Consider the following 16,509-nt stretch of genomic DNA (forward strand, 5'->3'; position numbering starts at 1 on the left):
TTGTAATACGATGTACATCGTATTACAATACAATTAGAAAATATTGGAGGGTGAACATGGATAAAGAACTATTGAAGGGAAGCATTGAAATCTTGCTTCTTTCACTTTTAGTGGATGGGGATAGTTATGGCTACGAAATGACAAGGAAGCTACGAATTTTAAGTAACGAAGAATTCTCTATGAATGAAGGAACCCTTTATCCAGCTTTGAAACGCCTAGAGAAAAAAGAGTGTGTGACTTCGTATTGGGAACATGGACCTGACGGAAGCCGTCGTAAATATTATTCTTTAACAACAACTGGCCGAAAAATATTATCAGAAAAGCGAAGAGATTGGAAACAAATTAATGACCTGATGGATAAAACGTTGGAGGGGTTGTTATGAAGGATGTTGATCAATACATTGATGTAATCGTAGCGGGTCTACCGCTTAAAGAAAAAGAGGACATACGAGAAGAGTTGACTCAGCACATCAATGATCATTTGAATGAGCTGTTGATTAAAGGTTACTCTGAGAAAGAAGCGTTACAGATCGCTTTAAAGGCATTCGGAAACGAGAAAAAGATGAATTGGGAAATGAAAAAAGTAGTCTATCCCTTTTATAAGATTACGCGTTTTCTATGGAATACCGTATTCGTTACCCTCGTTTTTTGTGTGCTCTCTTTCTATATCATGGAGCATTACAATCCCGGAGCGGATAACATAGCGCCTCTTTCCAGTGTAATAGGATTATTTTTTATCGTTGCTTTTATTTGCGGGATGGCTGAACTAGTATATGAAGCCATTCAATTAAGTTCGGTGAAAATGAAATACATAACAAATCCTTGGATATTCTTTATCGTTCCTTCATTTGTAATAGGAAGTTTAATGTTTATTACATACTTTCACCAACCAGAAAACTATCAAAATGGATTATGGATTGATCTGTTGGTTGTTCCAATTGGTGCCTTTTTCTACGTGATAGCGAGACAAATATTCAATCAATGTTTTAAACGTTCAATCTAAACGGTGAATGGGAGAGGAGTAGGTGCAACATGATAAAACAATGTCTACATGTGATAGCAGGATTCTTATTTATGCTTTTATTAACCGCTTGTATAGCCGAAGACTATGACGCTGGACCGCCAGAATTAAGACTTAGTGTCAAAGAAGATCTATTTGCTTTAAAAGAAGCAAATGTTGACTGGAAAACAGAAGAAAAGGAATTTAAGAATAAAGTAGACAACTTTTTAACGCTAGCAAGTGAACAAGAGGAAATCAAGCTTTCACCTAATCAATCAGCAGAATTAATCTTACTTGAAAATAAAGAAGATGGCGGAGAATACACAAACGAGACGATGAGGGTATCTCTATGGAAGGGGAATGAAGAGTTAAAGTTAACGACGAAATCATCAAGTGATTACTCCTTTTCTTTTCCAAGCGAACCGGGTCAATATATTTTAGAGATTGATTTTGCAACCAGTAAAGGTTATTCACAATATGTAGGGAATATCATACTGAAATAACTTGATATGAGCTTTTCAATCAAAAGGGGCAGCCGCAAAGCTGCCCCTTCACGTCTATTAATGACAATCCCAGTTAAATAAAACGCTAGAAAAATCTTTGTTTCTTAAATCTTCTTTCGTAATAAAAAAGTTACCTATTCCAGCATCTCCCCACATGATGTCGTTTTCACCTTCATCATCTGTATCGATCTGAAGCAAAGTAATGCGGTAATCATCAAATTGCGTTTCATAATCACGTGGATCTGTTTGTGTAAAATATGCGTAACCCCCTATTTTATGCCCCATGTTCTCAACATGTTCACAGAAAAGGTCATATAGCGTTTCTTCACCCCACATGTTCTCTTCACCTGTAGCCTGATCCATATCAATAGATTTATAACGTTCTCCAAACTGAAAATCACTGACACCAAGAGCTTCTTTTGATAACTCAAAAGATAAACGGTATTCACCATGAAAAGGTAAGTGTTCTTCTTCATTATCTTCAGGAACAAAAGATTCAGTTGTGTGGAGCTGCTCAATGTTCTCATGATAAACCACACGGAAGTTACTTTGATTTGTAGGGGTATCAAAATCCATTCCCATCACATCATCATTTCTAGAGAGATAAAATTGTAATATACCTGACGTTGGGAAGTGTTCGAGGTGAGGAATTTCTTCAAAATTAAGTTGGCAAAGAAGAGCCATTGGTTTTCCAGAAGAATCTAACGGATAAGAAAATCCTTCAGGCAAGTAAGGAAATCCTCCAATTTTGCTATCCTTAATGGCTGTGGGCTGACGGGTTGCTTGAATAGAAACAAAAGGAACAACGGTTTTCTCAATCTCGTTCCTATATGGTTCCAATGCTTTTGGTAATGATAAAGTCATAGTATATGAATCTCCTTTTCTTTTAAGTGTAAGTTTCCTGTAATGGTATTACAATATCAAAATACACTGAATTAACTTAATATAGAGCTTTCATATGTATAATTGAGGTGTGAAAATGGGGATGACCAGAAAATGTTTCTATTATTTTATATCTATTTATTTAACCCTTATTGCGTTCGACTTTTTCAAGTATAAAAGTCTACAGTTATTAGAAAATTTAATTATACCTTCTCTTTATGTGTTGGTCATTTTGATACTAGAGTGGTCAAACCCTAAAAATAAGGAAAATAAGAGCTAAAGTATCAAGTAAGATATTTTATTGCAGGTAATGTTACGAATTTCTTGAATGTATGAAGTAAGTTATTCATATTGGAGGGATTTCAATGACAGAGAAGCATTCTGTAATGACGGAAGCTCAACCTTTTTACTTTGAAGGAAGCAGTGTGGGCATATTAATTTCTCATGGCTTCACAGGTTCTACACAAAGTATGCGGCCTTTAGGAGAAGCTTACGCGGAAGCGGGATATACAGTTTGTGGTCCGAGACTGAAAGGGCATGGTACACACTATGAGGATATGGAAAAGACTACATATCATGATTGGATTGCATCCATTGAAGAAGGATACCAATGGCTCAATGAACGTTGTGACACCATTTTTGTAACTGGTCTTTCTATGGGAGGAACACTTACGTTATACGTTGCAGAAACATATCCAGATATTAAAGCGATCATTCCAATCAATGCAGCAATCGACATCCAAGACATGGAAAACATGCAACATTCCAACGAACGATTTCTAGACGCCATAGGTTCAGACTTAAAGAATTCGGATGTGAAAGAACTTGCCTATGACAAAACTCCGGTTCAATCCTTAAAAGAAATTGTGTTACTGATGAAAAAAGTAAAAGAAAATCTTCATACTGTCACATGTCCAGCACTCATCTTTGTTTCAACAGAAGATCATGTCGTTCCACCCGACAACTCTCAAATTATTTATGATTCCATTTCATCACGAGACAAACAGATCATACAGTTAAAGAACAGCTACCATGTGGCCACACTCGACAACGACCAACAACTAATCATTGATGAAACACTGAAGTTCATAGACAAAATACTTAATAAAGTAAACGCATAATGCCATGTGAAAACCCGAATCTAATCAGAGATTCGGGTTTTTTTCGTGCTTAGAACCGAGAATTTTCATTCATATAATGACTAGCAGAAAGGGAAGGAGAGAAGTGTACTTTGTACGCATCTCCAAGCTCTCTTTGTAATTTATCGGAAAGAGTTTGACCGAATTGATTATGCTCAGCCTCAAGCTCTAAACCATTTTCACATAATCTATCATTGTGCCAATCTATCCATTTACCATATTGCATCGCCCAATTCTGCACTTCCTCTTTAAGTTCTAATGAAAGTGGCATGTTATCTAACTCTAAATTACAGTTACACTGATTACACCAGATTGGGTCGGTATCAACATCAGCTTCTAATTTCATTTCATTTTTAGAACAACACAACATATGCACCACACTCCATTTAACGATCTTGTTATAAAGTTCCTTTTACATAATAATCTCTAGGAATAAGAAAGGAAAGAAACAAAGAAACGAGAATGGATAATAGGAGTCTAAATGTATAAAGTTCAAAACAGGAAGTAAATAAAAAAGCAGGAGAGTGAAATGTATGGTGCATGTGAAACATCTTTTAGCCGATCAACTGTTAGCCAATGCCAACGACGCAAGCTGGTATCTGCCTTTTAATGAATCAGTCGAAAATTTAACAGAGGAAGAAGCCTTTTGGAGACCAAACGATCATTGTCACAGTATCGCTGCAATTGTTCAGCATCTTCTGTATTGGAATAAGACGTGGCAAACCCGTTACATGGAGTCTCATGTACAAGCGGTACCTTCTATTGGTAATAATGAAAAAAGTTTTGTGATACCAGAACATCAAAGTTTCTCACAGTTAAAAGAACAGCTCTTAGATGTTCTTTTGCGATGGCAGACGTTACTATCTGAAGAGAGAGTAGAAAGTGAAGTGAATGGTTTTCCTGTACCGGCAAAATGGTGGGAACTCATTGGGAATGCTGCAACACATAATGCGTACCACATTGGACAGATCATTATGATTCGAAAGCTGCAGAAAAGTTGGAAAAGGGAAGCAGTGAAAGCATAAATAAAGAGCATAAAAGCCCTCCTAAACACAGGAGGGCTTTTGGGTGATTAAAATGGGAAACTTGTAAGGTTAATGAATGCTAGTGCTTCTTTTTCATCCATAAATGCTTTTACCTTATCTTGTGTTCCTGTGTTCTTGGAGATGCGGTTGATCTGCATCTGTTGGATGATATCTTTACAGATTACTACGTTTTTCTCAACGTTTTGAGCGACAACGTTCATCAAATCAGACCAAACCTGTTGGACGTCTGGTTTGTATGGACCAATCAGTTCTCGATTATCAACGATAAAGTACTTAATGCTTGGGCTGCTTACTTCTTTTTTAACTTTCTCTGCGATCTCTGTAGCTTCTTCGATCGAGATCATTGTTGTAGTAGCTCTCCAATAAAAAACTCCATTCTGTACCTTTGTTACGGCTTTAGTTGCGTTCATACTACATTCCTCCAATATATTTTTATTTTACTAACCCGTTTTCAATAAAGATATCATGTGCAGCATAAACCGCATTAATTGCTCGCGGGAAACCTGTATACGGTGCCGCGTGTAGAATGATTTCAAAGATTTCTTCTTTTGTCAGGCCAGCATGTAAAGCTGCATTGATGTGAAATTTAAGTGCAGATTCTGTATTTCCTTGAGCGATCAGTATGGAAAGCGTGATGATTTCTTGTTGTTTAAGGTCAAGTACGTCTCTTTCGTATATCTCTTTATGAAGCTTTGTTGCGAGATTTCCTAGATCAGGGAAGACTTGTTGTAGATCCTTCATGATCGTTACACCACTTTGACCTGAAAGGTTTTCAAGGCTTTTCATTTCATCTATTTTTATGAACACTTCATTCACCTCCTCGGTTAACCTCTTTGTAAAGTAGGGGGAATTTCTTCTTGATCTACCATCACTTCAATGACAGTGGGACCATCATGATGGTTCAATCCATCTTTTATAGCAGTCTTTAATTCTTCTAGTGTCCAACATTTGTATGCATTAGCTCCCATAGCTTCACTGAACTTCTGGACATCAAGTTCTTGTTTGAAACGCGTTCCTTCGGCTTTCCCAACGTTTTTAGACATCCCTTTATCAACCATGTCCAGTCGTCCGTTATTAAAGATCACAAACAAAGTAGCTGCTCCAAGATCAACAGCAGTGGATATCTCATTACCATGCATAAAGAAGCAGCCATCACCTGCTAAACAAACAATGGATTTTTCAGGTTTACTCACTTTCGCTCCGATACTATAACCGATCGCATGTCCCATCGCTCCAAATACATCATCAAAGTAAAATGTTCCAGGCACAGGAAGAGAGAGGTGTTTGATGGCATAAAACGAATGGCTACCGTCGTCACCAAAGAAAACCGTTTCAATCGGTAATGTTTCTCCATCCCATAGATCTAACAAGTTTTTAATGTTACTTGCTGCATCTCCAAGGATGTGATGTGTTTCTGCTGGAATCGACTTACCAATGAAGGTATGATCATAGTCGAAATGAATGATAGTCTCAGGATAACGGGATGGATCTAAACCTACGATTGACATGTCCGATAACTTAGAACCTATGACGATTACAAGGTCACTTTTTTGAGTCAGATAGTCTGCTGCTCGATCAGAACCCCCAAGGCCAAAGCCATCAAGTGAAAGCTCGTGAGTAGTAGGAAACGTGCCTTTTCCACCAGGTGTCGTCATAACAGGAATGTTGAAAGCCTCTGCAAACTGTATGACTTCTTCGTATGCTTGCGAAGCGTGGACACCTTTTCCTAAGATCATCACTGGACGTTTAGCGTCTTGAATACTAGATAACGCATGATGGAGAACCTCTTTCGTCGCTACCATGTGTGGCGCTATTTTCGGTTGCAAAACAAATGGTTCTATCTCTTCTAGTAATACATCCATCGGAATAGAGAGATGAACCGGTCCTTTTACCCCGTGAAGCGCTTTTTCAATGGCATGAGTAAAGTAGTTCTGAAACGATTCTGCACGATCAACCCTAGCGCTAAATTTTGTGACAGGATCAAACATCCCAACAAGGTCCGTACCAAAAGAGGTGGAGTCTTGCCCGAATGGTTTTCAGATGTCTTTTGCAGAAGGTTGTCCGGTTATAAACAATACGGGTAGATGCCAAGCTTTGGCTTGAGCAGCAGCTGTTAATAGATTCGTCCCTCCAGGTCCTGAAGTTCCAATCGTAACACCGATTGTTTGATTCATAAGTGAGTAACCAGATGCTATATATCCAGCTCCACCTTCATGTCTTGCTAGGTTAAATGGAATACCTTGTCGATCAAGTTCAAGTAGAATCGGTACGACAGCTTTACCTGGTATACCAAAGGTGTGTTTCACGCCCAATTGTTTTAAATTCATGGCAAGGACGTCTACAATTCTTTTCATTCATTATCTCCTTCGTCATTAAAAAAACGATCTATTGAATCGTCCAAATAGATCATTTTCTATACGTTTTGCAACCCAGCTGTTATAGGATCTACAACATATTTGTTGGCTTTCGGTCCCCGTTTTTTAACGGGTAAGCCATTCAATTTTTATTAACAGTAGATATACTAGTATCACAAGTAATTTATCGGTAAGAAATAAACATTTGTTAAGTTATTAATTGAAGAAAATATTAAGAAGTTTAAGTGGTCATTTCTATCTTTAGAAAAATCCTCTGAAAGAAAGGAGAAAAGATATTTTTGAAAAACATGTCTCGTAAATCTACAATATATGCCAACGATAAAGTGGTAAAAATAAAAATCTACAATGGAGTTAGTTATGATAAACATTCTTAAGAATTCTTAAGGATTATTCCTCTTAATTCTTTAGGTTTGAATTATAGAATGACTATACATTCAAACAATCGGAGTGAATAATCGTGAAATTTTTGTCTTTTTTAGCACAGTATATAAGTAATCCCCGTTCAGTAGGGGCCATTCTTCCAAGTTCAAGTTATCTAGCTGATAAAATGGTAAAGAGTATCAATTTTGAGCAGGCAAGATACATTCTAGAATACGGACCGGGAACTGGTGTTTTCACAGAAAAGCTGCTTCAGAATCGAAATCCTAACACGGCTATTATCTTAATTGAAAGCAATGAGGAATTCTACAAAATACTTGTACAGAAATACAAAGAGGTGGATAATCTCTTCATACATAATGGATCAGCTGAAAAGGTTGACTGGTACCTTGAAAAATGTGGCATTCCCTATGTAGATTACGTGATATCAGGACTTCCCTTTGCCAGCTTACCAAAGGCTGTTTCACATAGAATCTTGTTTAAAACTTCAAAAGTATTAAGAAAGAATGGAAAGTTTGTTACGTTTCAATATTCAAACGTAATGAAAGCATATATTGAACAGTTCTTTTCAAAAGTGGACGTAAGTATCGAGATCAGAAATGTTCCACCTGCTATGGTATTATGTTGTTCATTAGAAGAAGAAAAGATGGAGGGGACTTATGCAATCTAGAGTCTTAATCGTTGATGATGATAGTGATATTCGGAATTTGATTTCCGTTTATTTAGAAAATGAAGGAATGTATACGGTTCAGTCCGAAAATGCAATAGATGCGTTAGCACAATTGGAGAAGAAGGATTTTGATCTTATCATATTAGATATCATGATGCCAAAGATGGATGGGATCCAAGCGTGTATGAGAATAAGGCAGGAGAGAAATATGCCGATTATTATGCTCTCTGCCAAGTCTGAAGATATGGACAAGATTCAAGGTCTTGCTGCAGGTGCAGATGATTACTTATCAAAACCGTTTAATCCTTTGGAGTTAATGGCACGTGTGAAATCCCAGCTCAGAAGATATCGAAAATACAACCAGGATACTGATTCAAGTAGGGAGTTCATTGAGATTGGAGATCTGAAGATCAATACAGAAACCCGTCAAGTATGGGTGAGAGGGAAAGATGTCAGACTCACACCGAAAGAGTTCTCTATTTTAGAGCTGCTTGCCCTCAATAAAGGCATCGTTATGAGCATTGAGAAGATATATGAAGCGGTGTGGCAAGAAGAATTCTATAAGTCAGACAGTACTGTCATGGTTCATATAACAAAGATAAGAGAAAAACTCGAAGAAGATCCGAAGAGACCCATCTATATTAAAACGGTTTGGGGAGTCGGCTATAAAATATGAGAATAAAGCGGATTAAAATATCATTACTTGTAAAACTTCTTGCAGCAGTTGCTGTTAGCTTTTTTGTATCGACTGTGGTTATGATTATTATCTCTCAAATTATTTTGCATTTCTTTAATCTTCAATATCTTACGATTGAAGATATTGGTGCAACTACCTATAATGTTATCGTTTTTCTGATTTTTACTTTTGTTATTTTTTCTTTTATTGTTACCTTCTTAGCATTGATACGAAACAAAATACTTTATATAAAGCGTATTACAGAAAGTATTAATGAAATCGCCAACGGAAAATTGGGATTGACGATTGAAATGGAAGGAAACGATGAATTAAGCAAGCTTGCCGAAGATGTTAATAGTATGTCAAAGGAATTATCAAGTAAGTTTGAATATGAAAGACAACTTGAGATAGCGAAAAATGAATTGATTACAAATATATCCCATGATTTGCGTTCCCCTTTAACATCCATCATAGGGTATTTGGACTTGCTGAGAAAGGGGAATTATTTGGGCCAAGATCAACTAAGAGAATATCATGATACGACTTACTCAAAATCAAAGCAGCTTGAAGCTCTAATCAATGAGCTTTTTGAATATACTCGTTTGACAAGTCCAGATGTAAAATTAGACATTAAAGATGTAGACATGACGGGTTTATTAGAACAATTGATCGGGGAATACGTTCCGATCTTTGAAAAGGAAGACCTAACTGTTGTAAAGAAAATACCAGAAGATGAAGTTCTAACTTCTATGGATATTGAAAAAATGGTCCGTGTTTTTGACAATCTTTTTATGAATGCTATTAAGTACAGCACGAAACCTTCTATTGTCAAAGCTACCTTTGACATACAATCCAATTATGCTGAATTTAGGCTGTCCAATCAAACAGAAAGACCAGAAGTACAAGATATTAATCAATTATTTGAACGTTTTCTAGTAGGAGACAAAGCTCGAAGCGAGCGTGAAGGAACGGGACTTGGACTTGCTATTTCAAAAAGGATTGTAGAACTACATGGAGGTCATATACGAGCGGAGTATATGGATGGCTGGCTCACGATTATTATCAAACTTCCAATTTGATCAAAGCTTATGAAGCATGCTTCATAAGTTTTTTTAGTTGGGAAAAGTTAAGAATCGTTAAGAATATTCCTAAGCTTTTCTTAAGATTTGTTTTACATAATAAATGTAACAGAAAGAAAAGGGGTTGGATGTTCATTGAATTTAAAAATGCAACGAAGTACGTTTGTATATAAAATCTTTAATCCAGATAGGTATTACTTTATAACACATTTAGGAATACTGTTCGTTTCCATATATCTTCTCTCTCAATCGCTAGCTACATTTGAACCCGTGTATAGGACAATTTTATTAATCACTGGGTATAGTGTTATTATCCTTTTAATTACATCTTATATATTGAAGCGGGAAACATTTTTCGAAAAAATGAAGACGATTTCTATCGTGTATAGCATAATAATGGCTGCTATTTTTCTCACATATAGTATGAGTCGAATAATGGTTACCATTGATAACAAAGGGTTAGAGACGATCTTAAACGAGAAAATGGAGCTTGCCAAGCTTATTTATTTTTCTGTGTGTTATGCTCAACCCATTATCTTGCCCGTTCCAGAAATCGTAACTGTCGTTGCTGGAAGTGCTGCTTTAGGTCCGTTCACCGCTTTTATATTAGGCTTCATGGGAGCTGTATTAGGAATTTTCACGATGTTTTATTTATCTCGAATTTTTGGAATGAAGATGGTGCATCGATTAGTTAATGAAAAACAATTAGATCAATATCATCGTTTTGTTAAGAAGAATGAAACATGGATCTTGATTTTGTTGTTCATTGTTCCTGTGTTGCCAGATGAAATCATTTGTGTTGGAGCAGGAGTGAGTGGTGTTAAAGTGAAACGCTTTGTGCTCATAGCAGTTCTCGCAAAACTTCTTACTACATTCTCATTGGCTTATTCTTTACGATTGACGGATATATTTTAAAAAGGTATGTGGTCATTACCTGCTCGTATAAAAGTGAGCTAGGTATAATAGTAACCTTTCAAATGGAGTCAGCCATCATTTAATTAGTAATAAAGCTCGTATAAACCGAGCTTTATTCCTATTACGTATCAAAATAGCTTTAATCTATCAGACATTACATCCAATGGAAGAATATCTCCTTTACTTCCATAATGCTTAATTCTCAAATATTCCCCCCACACGCGTTTTCTTCCTACTTCTGTTTCCGCCCAATTGTTTCTGTTCACTTCGGTTCCGTTGTAAACAGTATTAAATGTAAAAGGAATGTACTTAATTAGACTTGGCAAATGCTTTTTGAGGGTTCTTATTTGTCTTCCTGTAGCATGACTCTTACAAACAACCATTAAAGTATGTATCTTCGTAAAGTCAAAAATTTCTTTAGCACAGGTTACGTTTTCAAGTGAATTAGTAGATTTTTCTTCAATGAAAATGTTCTTTAAAGGAATTCCTGCACTTTCTAAATAGGACACAATTACTCGTGCTTCAGATACCTCACGATCTGTATTGCCGTCCCAATCGGGATGAGGGAGACCTGTTAAGCTTCTTCCTCCAGTAACAATAATTGTTTCTATGTAGTTAAGATTATAAGCTTCAATGACTTTTTCCCAATGGCCACTATGAGTGCCACTAAATACAAATAGTGCATCACATTTTTGAGGTCGTATCTCTCTTTCAAAGGTAATAACAATTAATAACTCTACGTCACTTTCAGTTAAATCTGGAATAACTGGTTCTTTTGGTATCATAATAGAAACTCCTTCGAATTAGGTTTTAATTCTATAATTAACAATATATTACATATAATGCTTTTTGCAAGATTTTTTTCTGTTTTTATCTTGTTTTTGCTCTTTTGTGCTTGTTTTTTGATTTAAGATAGAGAATGTAGGGAAATCGAAAGAGAACTATTTAAAAATAAAACGACCGATTCAAGTAAATTGAATGGGTCGTTTTGTAAACTTATATGAGTGCATCTTACGTTTTAGGAAATGTAAACCCTTCACCAAACACATCTCTTACATCATGAACCACAACAAATGCTTTTTCATCAACGCGTTGAATCATCTTCTTTAATAAGAATAGCTCTTGTTTGTTGATCACGACGTATAAGATATCTTTTGCTTCCTTCGAATAATGTCCTCTTGCATTAATAAGGGTAACGCCGCGGTCCATCTCATCGCTTACTTTTTTTGCGATTTCGTCAGTATTATTCGATATGATCGTAACAGCTTTTCTTGTATCGAACCCGTCAATCAGGTAATCCAAGATCTTAGTGCTAATATAAATGGATATTCCCGTGTACATCGTGTTTTCAATCCCAATAACAAAGGCGGATCCTCCAACGACAAGAATATCGAAAACAAACATCGTCGTACTCACGCCCCAGCCAAAATGCTGATTTAGCATCCGAGCAATAATGGTTGAGCCTCCAGTTGTACCACCTGATCGTAAGACAAGGCCTAATCCGATACCGATGAAAACCCCTGCGAAAACAGTACCAAGCATAATATCAACTGGTTTTCCGAGACCTTCTGTTAAATGTATAAAGAGAGAGGTAAAGAAGATAGCAATCATCGTATACCACGTCACTCGTTTATTTAATACTTTATAACCAATGGCTAGAAGTAAACCGTTCATAATAAAGTTTGTTAGTCCCGGTGACCAACCTAGTACATAATAAAGAGTCATTGAAATCCCGGTAACGCCGCCTTCACCAAGTTCGTTTGGAATGGCGAACCAATTTACTCCAAGGGCGAAGAACAGGGATCCAATGATAATCAAAGTAATTTCTTTTCTTGTGTGGTTCATCTTATCACTCCGTTCAAGCTAAATACCTAGGATAATATATCACAGACAATTAGTTTGAACAAGATTGTTCTACAATTTTGTTCAAACCAATATGAACTATGTTAGAATAAGGGAAAAGAACAATTAGGCAGGTAGTTGAACATGCGTAAAGAGACAGTTGAACAAAAAGTATATCATCTAATAAAAAACGCCATTTTAAATAGACAAATTGCACCAGGTAACCAGCTGTTTGAAAGTGCCATTGCACAGAAGGTGAATGCGAGCAGAACACCCATTCGAAGTGCAATCATGAAGCTAGAATCAGAAGGCCTAGTGAATGTAATTCCGAATAAAGGAGCATTCATCGTTCAGCCTACGATTGAAGAGATGGTACAAGCCTTTGAGATGAGAAAGACGTTAGAGGAAATGGCCATCAGAAAAGGTTTCTCCAATCTTGCAGCGGATGAAGTCAAACAACTCAAGCAACTTTTGAATGAAATGAAGAGCGCTTATAAGAATCGCAGTATCGTACCTTACCAAGAAAAGAATAATGAATTTCATCTCATAATAGCTAAAGCTAGTGGAAACAGCTATTTAATCGAATTTATGAAGAAGATTTTGAGTCAGATTACAACATATATGGTTCTTTATGATGTTTTTAATGGAGATTCCAACAATGAAGAGCTAGACATTCTTGAACACGAGCAGATGATTCTTTACATTGAGAACGGAGAAAAGGAAAAAGTAAAAAACTTACTTCTCCAACACCTAGATCATAGTTTAACGAAGCTTCAACAGGATAAATTAAATTATCAGTCTCTAACAACTTTGTTTTAGTTCAGTCTGCTTCCAAAGAATAAAGGAGATTTTGTATGGATCAAACAGAATCACAGGGAAAAATTATTATCCTTAATGGTACACCTCGATCGGGCAAATCAAGCATCGCCTCTGTCATTCAAAACAATTTTGAAGGAGTATGGATGAACATTGGAGTAGACCGGATTATGGATATGACACCAGAGAGGTTTCAACCAAGTATAGGTTTACGACCAGGAGGCGAGCGGCCAGATTTAGAGCCCTTCATACAAAAGGTGTATCTTGCCATGTACAAATCAATTGTTGCTTTCTGTCGTGAGGGTTTGAATGTTGTAGTTGATGTGGGTCACCATGAAGGGTATTCGGTAAAGCGTAAAATTCTTCAACAAGCTTCTCATATTCTTAACTGTACGCCAGCATGGTTGATTGGTGTGCGGTGTCCGATTGAAACCGTCATGAATCGGAGGATAGAGAGTTGGAAATTAGGCTATACTCCAGAAGGCGAGGTTCCAACACCTGTTGCACTATGGCAGCAACTTGTTCATGAACCGGGTATATATGATTTAGAAGTGGACACCTCTATACTTACTTCAGAAGAATGTGCAGAGCAAATTCATGAAATAGTGTATGGAGGATCTAAACCTAAAGCGCTCGAAATCGTACAGAATCTCACTTAAGAATACGAAACAAGCTTAAAAATAGTTAATCATTTTTGATTTTCAAACACATGATTTATAATAGTCTTCATAATATCTTGTAAAATCTGAGGGATGTACAATTGAAAATAAAAGATAACAAGTCCAAATATTACGCGAAAATTTCATTAGGAGTCATGGGTGGAGGTTTTCTTGCCACGTTTCCATTTCAGGATTCTATAGCAGGTCAAGTCCTTCAGGGAGGATTTGAAGCAGGATTAGTAGGTGGCTTGGCAGATTGGTTTGCCGTTACGGCACTTTTTCGTCATCCTCTAGGTCTTCCAATACCTCATACTGCGTTACTTCCTAAAAATCGTGATCGCATGCTTAAAGCGATCATTAATATGCTTGAGAACGACTGGCTAACAAAAGAGAGTATCCAAAATAAAATAAAAGATATGAATATAGCGGATAAGGCAGTACACGAATTAGAGCAAAGGTTAGAATCACCTTCCTTTCATAAAGGGGTACAGTCTTTGGTTATTCATCTCATAAATGAAATTGATCCTGAAAAACTTACACCCGTTTTAGAAAAAGAGTTAAAAGACCATTTGCATGGTGTAGACATTAAGCCTGTACTAGACAAGATGGTGAACGAAGTACTTAAAAGAGAGCTGGATGCAAAAGCATTGGATTATGTGTTGGTTGAAACTGAAAAATGGTTGAAGAAAGAAGATACCAAAAACAAGATAGGAACACTAGCCAAACAATTGCTTGATAACACGAAGGCAGACGGCTTCATGAAGATGGCTATTCAATCTTTTAGTCAAATGATCAATGCAGAGAAGTTAGGGAACATGTTGCAACCTTTCTTCCTTAAAAGAATTGTACTTCTTCAAGAGCCAAATAATCCGTATCGAAAAGCGGTTCTTGATAAAATACACAATGAAATTAAGAATGTAAATGAGCGAAGTGAACTTCTAGCAGAACTTGGAGAGTGGAAGAACACTATTGTAGCAGAGTGGAATCCGACAGATCAGTTAAGTTCTTTACTAGTAAAAACGAAAGTAAAATTTATTCAACTGGCAGAAGATGAAGAATGGATTAAGCGTCATATAATCACAATGATCAAAAACCAAATTCAAGCGCTTAAAGAAGATTCTATCAAAATGATGAAAATTGAAGGCTGGATTCAAAACCAACTATCGCTCATGGTTGAGAAGTATCATGCGAAGATTGGCCAACTTGTAAAAGAGAATCTTGAAAAATTAGATAATGAGACTCTGATAAACATTATTGAAAATAATGTTGGAAAAGATCTGCAATGGATCAGGGTAAACGGGGCAATCTGTGGATTCTTAATCGGAATAGTTTTAACTACTTTTAAGATGGTCGTTTAACTTTTCAACATATGAAGAAGACCGAACCAAGGTTATTTTTGTAACTATTGGTTCGGTCTTTTTATGCTTACGTGCATTTAACTTAAAGATTTATCCGATACGGGTGAAGAAAGCCTGATTAACGTGGAAGGTTGTCCAAATGTCATGGAATCATCTATAAAACGTTCTAAAGATTCTACGGACTGGGTCACGATTTTAATAAGGTAGTTATATTGTCCAGCTAGGCGGTGGCATTCGATTACATCAGGATGGTCTTTGCAGAATTCAACAAAAGGCTTACATTTTGTATTGTCGTACAGAATAAACGCCATAATCGGTTTATTCATTTTTTCAGGATTAATAATCGCCTTATAACCTTCAATAATTTGTTTATCCTCAAGCTTTTTTACGCGTTCGTGAACGGCAGGATTCGAAAGACCAATTTTCTTACCTAATGCCGTTATGGAAATGCGAGCATCTTGCTGCAAATGTAAAAGGATCTCTTTATCTATTTCGTCCATACTTATTTCTCCTCGACTTTAAATATTCAGGTATAATTCATCTTTTTCCGAGAGTTTTAATGAAATTCATTGGAAATAGCGTAATTATTCCATGTAAAAGCATATCTGGAAAAAATATAATATATGTAGGAAGTAATTACAACAAAAAGGGGTTTAAAACAATATGTTAGAGATGAGAATGCAATGTGAAAAATGTTCTGTAGAGCTTCATGAAAAGTCGGATGCTTACATATGTGTTCATGAATGTACGTACTGTTCAACTTGCACATCAGAAATGAATCATGTCTGCATGAATTGTAACGGAGAACTGGTTAGGCGCCCAAAAGCAGGTGCTCAAATCCTAAGTTGTTCAATAAGTAAATAAGATAGGGGAAGTCGCATTTTAGCTTTTTTATTCCGAATATTAATAGAATGGGTTTAATAGGTTACGAGTTTGGTAATACTATTAATAACAATAAACTCATTTTAGGAGGAACTAAAATGCTAACGACAACTGTAAACTTGAGTGAATATGCAGGAAACAAGGATTTTGATTTGAATGGTTACATATCTCAATTAATATCTACACCTTCAGAGAAGAAATAACGAATGGCAGCCTTTAAGGCTGTTTTTTTGTTTTACAAAAAAAATTTCCATAAAACTGTTAGAGAAGAATCATTGGAAAGCCTTAC

The 16,509-nt window shown here is 36.4% G+C and carries 22 protein-coding genes; 13 read left to right on the forward strand and 9 right to left on the reverse strand.

The window, feature by feature from the left end:
- Window positions 1-56 precede the first annotated feature (56 nt).
- Genes ACFS5O_RS12235 through ACFS5O_RS12245 form a run of 3 tightly spaced genes read left to right on the forward strand, consistent with a single transcriptional unit; the run spans window position 57 to window position 1,503 of the window.
- A complete protein-coding gene (locus ACFS5O_RS12235; protein ID WP_205726635.1) occupies window positions 57-383 on the forward strand; it encodes a PadR family transcriptional regulator in 327 nt (108 codons plus the stop codon).
- Window positions 380-1,003 (forward strand): permease prefix domain 1-containing protein, encoded by a 624-nt coding sequence (locus tag ACFS5O_RS12240; protein WP_205726634.1) that lies wholly within the window; start codon window positions 380-382, stop codon window positions 1,001-1,003. The genes ACFS5O_RS12235 and ACFS5O_RS12240 overlap by 4 nt, the downstream gene beginning before the upstream one ends.
- 29 nt (window positions 1,004-1,032) lie before the next feature.
- Window positions 1,033-1,503, forward strand: a complete 471-nt coding sequence (locus tag ACFS5O_RS12245) for a hypothetical protein (RefSeq protein WP_205726633.1) — start codon at window positions 1,033-1,035, stop codon at window positions 1,501-1,503.
- A 57-nt stretch (window positions 1,504-1,560) separates the two neighbouring features.
- Here ACFS5O_RS12245 and ACFS5O_RS12250 read toward each other — a convergent pair whose 3' ends face one another.
- Window positions 1,561-2,367, reverse strand: coding sequence for a YwqG family protein (locus ACFS5O_RS12250; protein WP_205726632.1), 807 nt, complete (start codon window positions 2,365-2,367; stop codon window positions 1,561-1,563).
- A 383-nt stretch (window positions 2,368-2,750) separates the two neighbouring features.
- Here ACFS5O_RS12250 and ACFS5O_RS12255 point away from each other — a divergent pair, with 383 nt between their 5' ends.
- Window positions 2,751-3,506, forward strand: a complete 756-nt coding sequence (locus tag ACFS5O_RS12255) for an alpha/beta hydrolase (RefSeq protein WP_205726631.1) — start codon at window positions 2,751-2,753, stop codon at window positions 3,504-3,506.
- Window positions 3,507-3,555: 49 nt separating this feature from the next.
- Here the strand turns inward: ACFS5O_RS12255 and ACFS5O_RS12260 are convergent, their stop codons facing one another.
- The gene (locus tag ACFS5O_RS12260; protein ID WP_379839174.1) at window positions 3,556-3,795 is read right to left on the reverse strand and encodes a hypothetical protein; all 240 of its coding nucleotides are present in this window, start codon (window positions 3,793-3,795) and stop codon (window positions 3,556-3,558) included.
- A gap of 262 nt (window positions 3,796-4,057) precedes the next feature.
- On the opposite strand from ACFS5O_RS12260, the gene ACFS5O_RS12265 reads away from it, so the two are divergent.
- Window positions 4,058-4,549 (forward strand): DinB family protein, encoded by a 492-nt coding sequence (locus ACFS5O_RS12265; RefSeq protein ID WP_205726629.1) that lies wholly within the window; start codon window positions 4,058-4,060, stop codon window positions 4,547-4,549.
- Window positions 4,550-4,596: 47 nt separating this feature from the next.
- Here ACFS5O_RS12265 and ACFS5O_RS12270 read toward each other — a convergent pair whose 3' ends face one another.
- The 4 genes from ACFS5O_RS12270 to ACFS5O_RS12285 are packed head-to-tail and all read right to left on the reverse strand — an operon-like array spanning window position 4,597 to window position 6,924.
- Complete coding sequence (locus tag ACFS5O_RS12270) at window positions 4,597-4,980, reverse strand: hypothetical protein (RefSeq protein ID WP_205726628.1); 384 nt, start codon at window positions 4,978-4,980, stop codon at window positions 4,597-4,599.
- A 22-nt stretch (window positions 4,981-5,002) separates the two neighbouring features.
- Window positions 5,003-5,377: a carboxymuconolactone decarboxylase family protein gene (locus ACFS5O_RS12275; RefSeq protein WP_205726627.1), complete on the reverse strand. Its 375-nt coding sequence runs from the start codon at window positions 5,375-5,377 to the stop codon at window positions 5,003-5,005.
- Between the two features lie 17 nt (window positions 5,378-5,394).
- Window positions 5,395-6,558, reverse strand: a complete 1,164-nt coding sequence (locus ACFS5O_RS12280; RefSeq protein WP_379839176.1) for a thiamine pyrophosphate-binding protein — start codon at window positions 6,556-6,558, stop codon at window positions 5,395-5,397.
- 48 nt (window positions 6,559-6,606) lie between these two features.
- Complete coding sequence (locus tag ACFS5O_RS12285) at window positions 6,607-6,924, reverse strand: thiamine pyrophosphate-binding protein (protein ID WP_379839178.1); 318 nt, start codon at window positions 6,922-6,924, stop codon at window positions 6,607-6,609.
- Window positions 6,925-7,402: 478 nt separating this feature from the next.
- Between ACFS5O_RS12285 and ACFS5O_RS12290 the strand changes: the two genes are divergently transcribed.
- The 4 genes from ACFS5O_RS12290 (at window position 7,403) to ACFS5O_RS12305 (ending at window position 10,663) form a co-directional block, all read left to right on the forward strand.
- Window positions 7,403-7,993: a class I SAM-dependent methyltransferase gene (locus ACFS5O_RS12290; protein ID WP_205726626.1), complete on the forward strand. Its 591-nt coding sequence runs from the start codon at window positions 7,403-7,405 to the stop codon at window positions 7,991-7,993.
- Window positions 7,983-8,669, forward strand: a complete 687-nt coding sequence (locus ACFS5O_RS12295; protein WP_066395510.1) for a response regulator transcription factor — start codon at window positions 7,983-7,985, stop codon at window positions 8,667-8,669. Before ACFS5O_RS12290 ends, ACFS5O_RS12295 begins: the two co-directional genes overlap by 11 nt.
- Window positions 8,666-9,748: a HAMP domain-containing sensor histidine kinase gene (locus tag ACFS5O_RS12300; RefSeq protein ID WP_205726625.1), complete on the forward strand. Its 1,083-nt coding sequence runs from the start codon at window positions 8,666-8,668 to the stop codon at window positions 9,746-9,748. The genes ACFS5O_RS12295 and ACFS5O_RS12300 overlap by 4 nt, the downstream gene beginning before the upstream one ends.
- Before the next feature lie 435 nt (window positions 9,749-10,183).
- Window positions 10,184-10,663: a TVP38/TMEM64 family protein gene (locus ACFS5O_RS12305; RefSeq protein WP_205726624.1), complete on the forward strand. Its 480-nt coding sequence runs from the start codon at window positions 10,184-10,186 to the stop codon at window positions 10,661-10,663.
- Between the two features lie 128 nt (window positions 10,664-10,791).
- Here ACFS5O_RS12305 and ACFS5O_RS12310 read toward each other — a convergent pair whose 3' ends face one another.
- The gene (locus ACFS5O_RS12310; protein ID WP_205726623.1) at window positions 10,792-11,448 is read right to left on the reverse strand and encodes a YdcF family protein; all 657 of its coding nucleotides are present in this window, start codon (window positions 11,446-11,448) and stop codon (window positions 10,792-10,794) included.
- Window positions 11,449-11,674: 226 nt separating this feature from the next.
- On the reverse strand, window positions 11,675-12,508 hold the full coding sequence (locus ACFS5O_RS12315) for a YitT family protein (protein ID WP_205726622.1): 834 nt from the start codon (window positions 12,506-12,508) through the stop codon (window positions 11,675-11,677).
- Between the two features lie 141 nt (window positions 12,509-12,649).
- On the opposite strand from ACFS5O_RS12315, the gene ACFS5O_RS12320 reads away from it, so the two are divergent.
- The 3 genes from ACFS5O_RS12320 to ACFS5O_RS12330 all read left to right on the forward strand — a co-directional run bounded on the left by ACFS5O_RS12320 (window position 12,650) and on the right by ACFS5O_RS12330 (window position 15,338).
- A complete protein-coding gene (locus ACFS5O_RS12320) occupies window positions 12,650-13,324 on the forward strand; it encodes a GntR family transcriptional regulator (protein ID WP_205726621.1) in 675 nt (224 codons plus the stop codon).
- Window positions 13,325-13,359: 35 nt separating this feature from the next.
- Window positions 13,360-13,980: a chloramphenicol phosphotransferase CPT family protein gene (locus ACFS5O_RS12325; protein WP_205726620.1), complete on the forward strand. Its 621-nt coding sequence runs from the start codon at window positions 13,360-13,362 to the stop codon at window positions 13,978-13,980.
- 101 nt (window positions 13,981-14,081) lie between these two features.
- A complete protein-coding gene (locus ACFS5O_RS12330) occupies window positions 14,082-15,338 on the forward strand; it encodes a DUF445 domain-containing protein (protein WP_318300235.1) in 1,257 nt (418 codons plus the stop codon).
- Between the two features lie 77 nt (window positions 15,339-15,415).
- Here the strand turns inward: ACFS5O_RS12330 and ACFS5O_RS12335 are convergent, their stop codons facing one another.
- Window positions 15,416-15,838: an Lrp/AsnC family transcriptional regulator gene (locus tag ACFS5O_RS12335; RefSeq protein ID WP_205726619.1), complete on the reverse strand. Its 423-nt coding sequence runs from the start codon at window positions 15,836-15,838 to the stop codon at window positions 15,416-15,418.
- Between the two features lie 172 nt (window positions 15,839-16,010).
- Between ACFS5O_RS12335 and ACFS5O_RS12340 the strand changes: the two genes are divergently transcribed.
- Window positions 16,011-16,202, forward strand: a complete 192-nt coding sequence (locus ACFS5O_RS12340; protein ID WP_205727297.1) for a DUF1272 domain-containing protein — start codon at window positions 16,011-16,013, stop codon at window positions 16,200-16,202.
- Window positions 16,203-16,509 lie beyond the last annotated feature (307 nt).

It is taken from the genome of Fictibacillus nanhaiensis (assembly GCF_042686385.1).
GTDB classification, from domain to species: Bacteria; Bacillota; Bacilli; order Bacillales; family Fictibacillaceae; genus Fictibacillus; species Fictibacillus nanhaiensis.

Bases quoted from the DNA above. Each gene is read 5' to 3' on its own strand.
- ACFS5O_RS12280 (WP_379839176.1), bottom strand. From the start codon at position 6,558: ATGTTTGATCCTGTCACAAAATTTAGCGCTAGGGTTGATCGTGCAGAA.
- ACFS5O_RS12295 (WP_066395510.1), top strand. From the start codon at position 7,983: ATGCAATCTAGAGTCTTAATCGTTGATGATGATAGTGATATTCGGAAT.
- ACFS5O_RS12245 (WP_205726633.1), top strand. From the start codon at position 1,033: ATGATAAAACAATGTCTACATGTGATAGCAGGATTCTTATTTATGCTT.
- ACFS5O_RS12235 (WP_205726635.1), top strand. From the start codon at position 57: ATGGATAAAGAACTATTGAAGGGAAGCATTGAAATCTTGCTTCTTTCA.
- ACFS5O_RS12260 (WP_379839174.1), bottom strand. From the start codon at position 3,795: ATGCCACTTTCATTAGAACTTAAAGAGGAAGTGCAGAATTGGGCGATG.
- ACFS5O_RS12300 (WP_205726625.1), top strand. From the start codon at position 8,666: ATGAGAATAAAGCGGATTAAAATATCATTACTTGTAAAACTTCTTGCA.
- ACFS5O_RS12255 (WP_205726631.1), top strand. From the start codon at position 2,751: ATGACAGAGAAGCATTCTGTAATGACGGAAGCTCAACCTTTTTACTTT.
- ACFS5O_RS12310 (WP_205726623.1), bottom strand. From the start codon at position 11,448: ATGATACCAAAAGAACCAGTTATTCCAGATTTAACTGAAAGTGACGTA.
- ACFS5O_RS12265 (WP_205726629.1), top strand. From the start codon at position 4,058: ATGGTGCATGTGAAACATCTTTTAGCCGATCAACTGTTAGCCAATGCC.
- ACFS5O_RS12250 (WP_205726632.1), bottom strand. From the start codon at position 2,367: ATGACTTTATCATTACCAAAAGCATTGGAACCATATAGGAACGAGATT.
- ACFS5O_RS12325 (WP_205726620.1), top strand. From the start codon at position 13,360: ATGGATCAAACAGAATCACAGGGAAAAATTATTATCCTTAATGGTACA.
- ACFS5O_RS12270 (WP_205726628.1), bottom strand. From the start codon at position 4,980: ATGAACGCAACTAAAGCCGTAACAAAGGTACAGAATGGAGTTTTTTAT.
- ACFS5O_RS12320 (WP_205726621.1), top strand. From the start codon at position 12,650: ATGCGTAAAGAGACAGTTGAACAAAAAGTATATCATCTAATAAAAAAC.
- ACFS5O_RS12315 (WP_205726622.1), bottom strand. From the start codon at position 12,508: ATGAACCACACAAGAAAAGAAATTACTTTGATTATCATTGGATCCCTG.
- ACFS5O_RS12305 (WP_205726624.1), top strand. From the start codon at position 10,184: ATGGTTACCATTGATAACAAAGGGTTAGAGACGATCTTAAACGAGAAA.
- ACFS5O_RS12240 (WP_205726634.1), top strand. From the start codon at position 380: ATGAAGGATGTTGATCAATACATTGATGTAATCGTAGCGGGTCTACCG.
- ACFS5O_RS12335 (WP_205726619.1), bottom strand. From the start codon at position 15,838: ATGGACGAAATAGATAAAGAGATCCTTTTACATTTGCAGCAAGATGCT.
- ACFS5O_RS12285 (WP_379839178.1), bottom strand. From the start codon at position 6,924: ATGAAAAGAATTGTAGACGTCCTTGCCATGAATTTAAAACAATTGGGC.
- ACFS5O_RS12340 (WP_205727297.1), top strand. From the start codon at position 16,011: ATGAGAATGCAATGTGAAAAATGTTCTGTAGAGCTTCATGAAAAGTCG.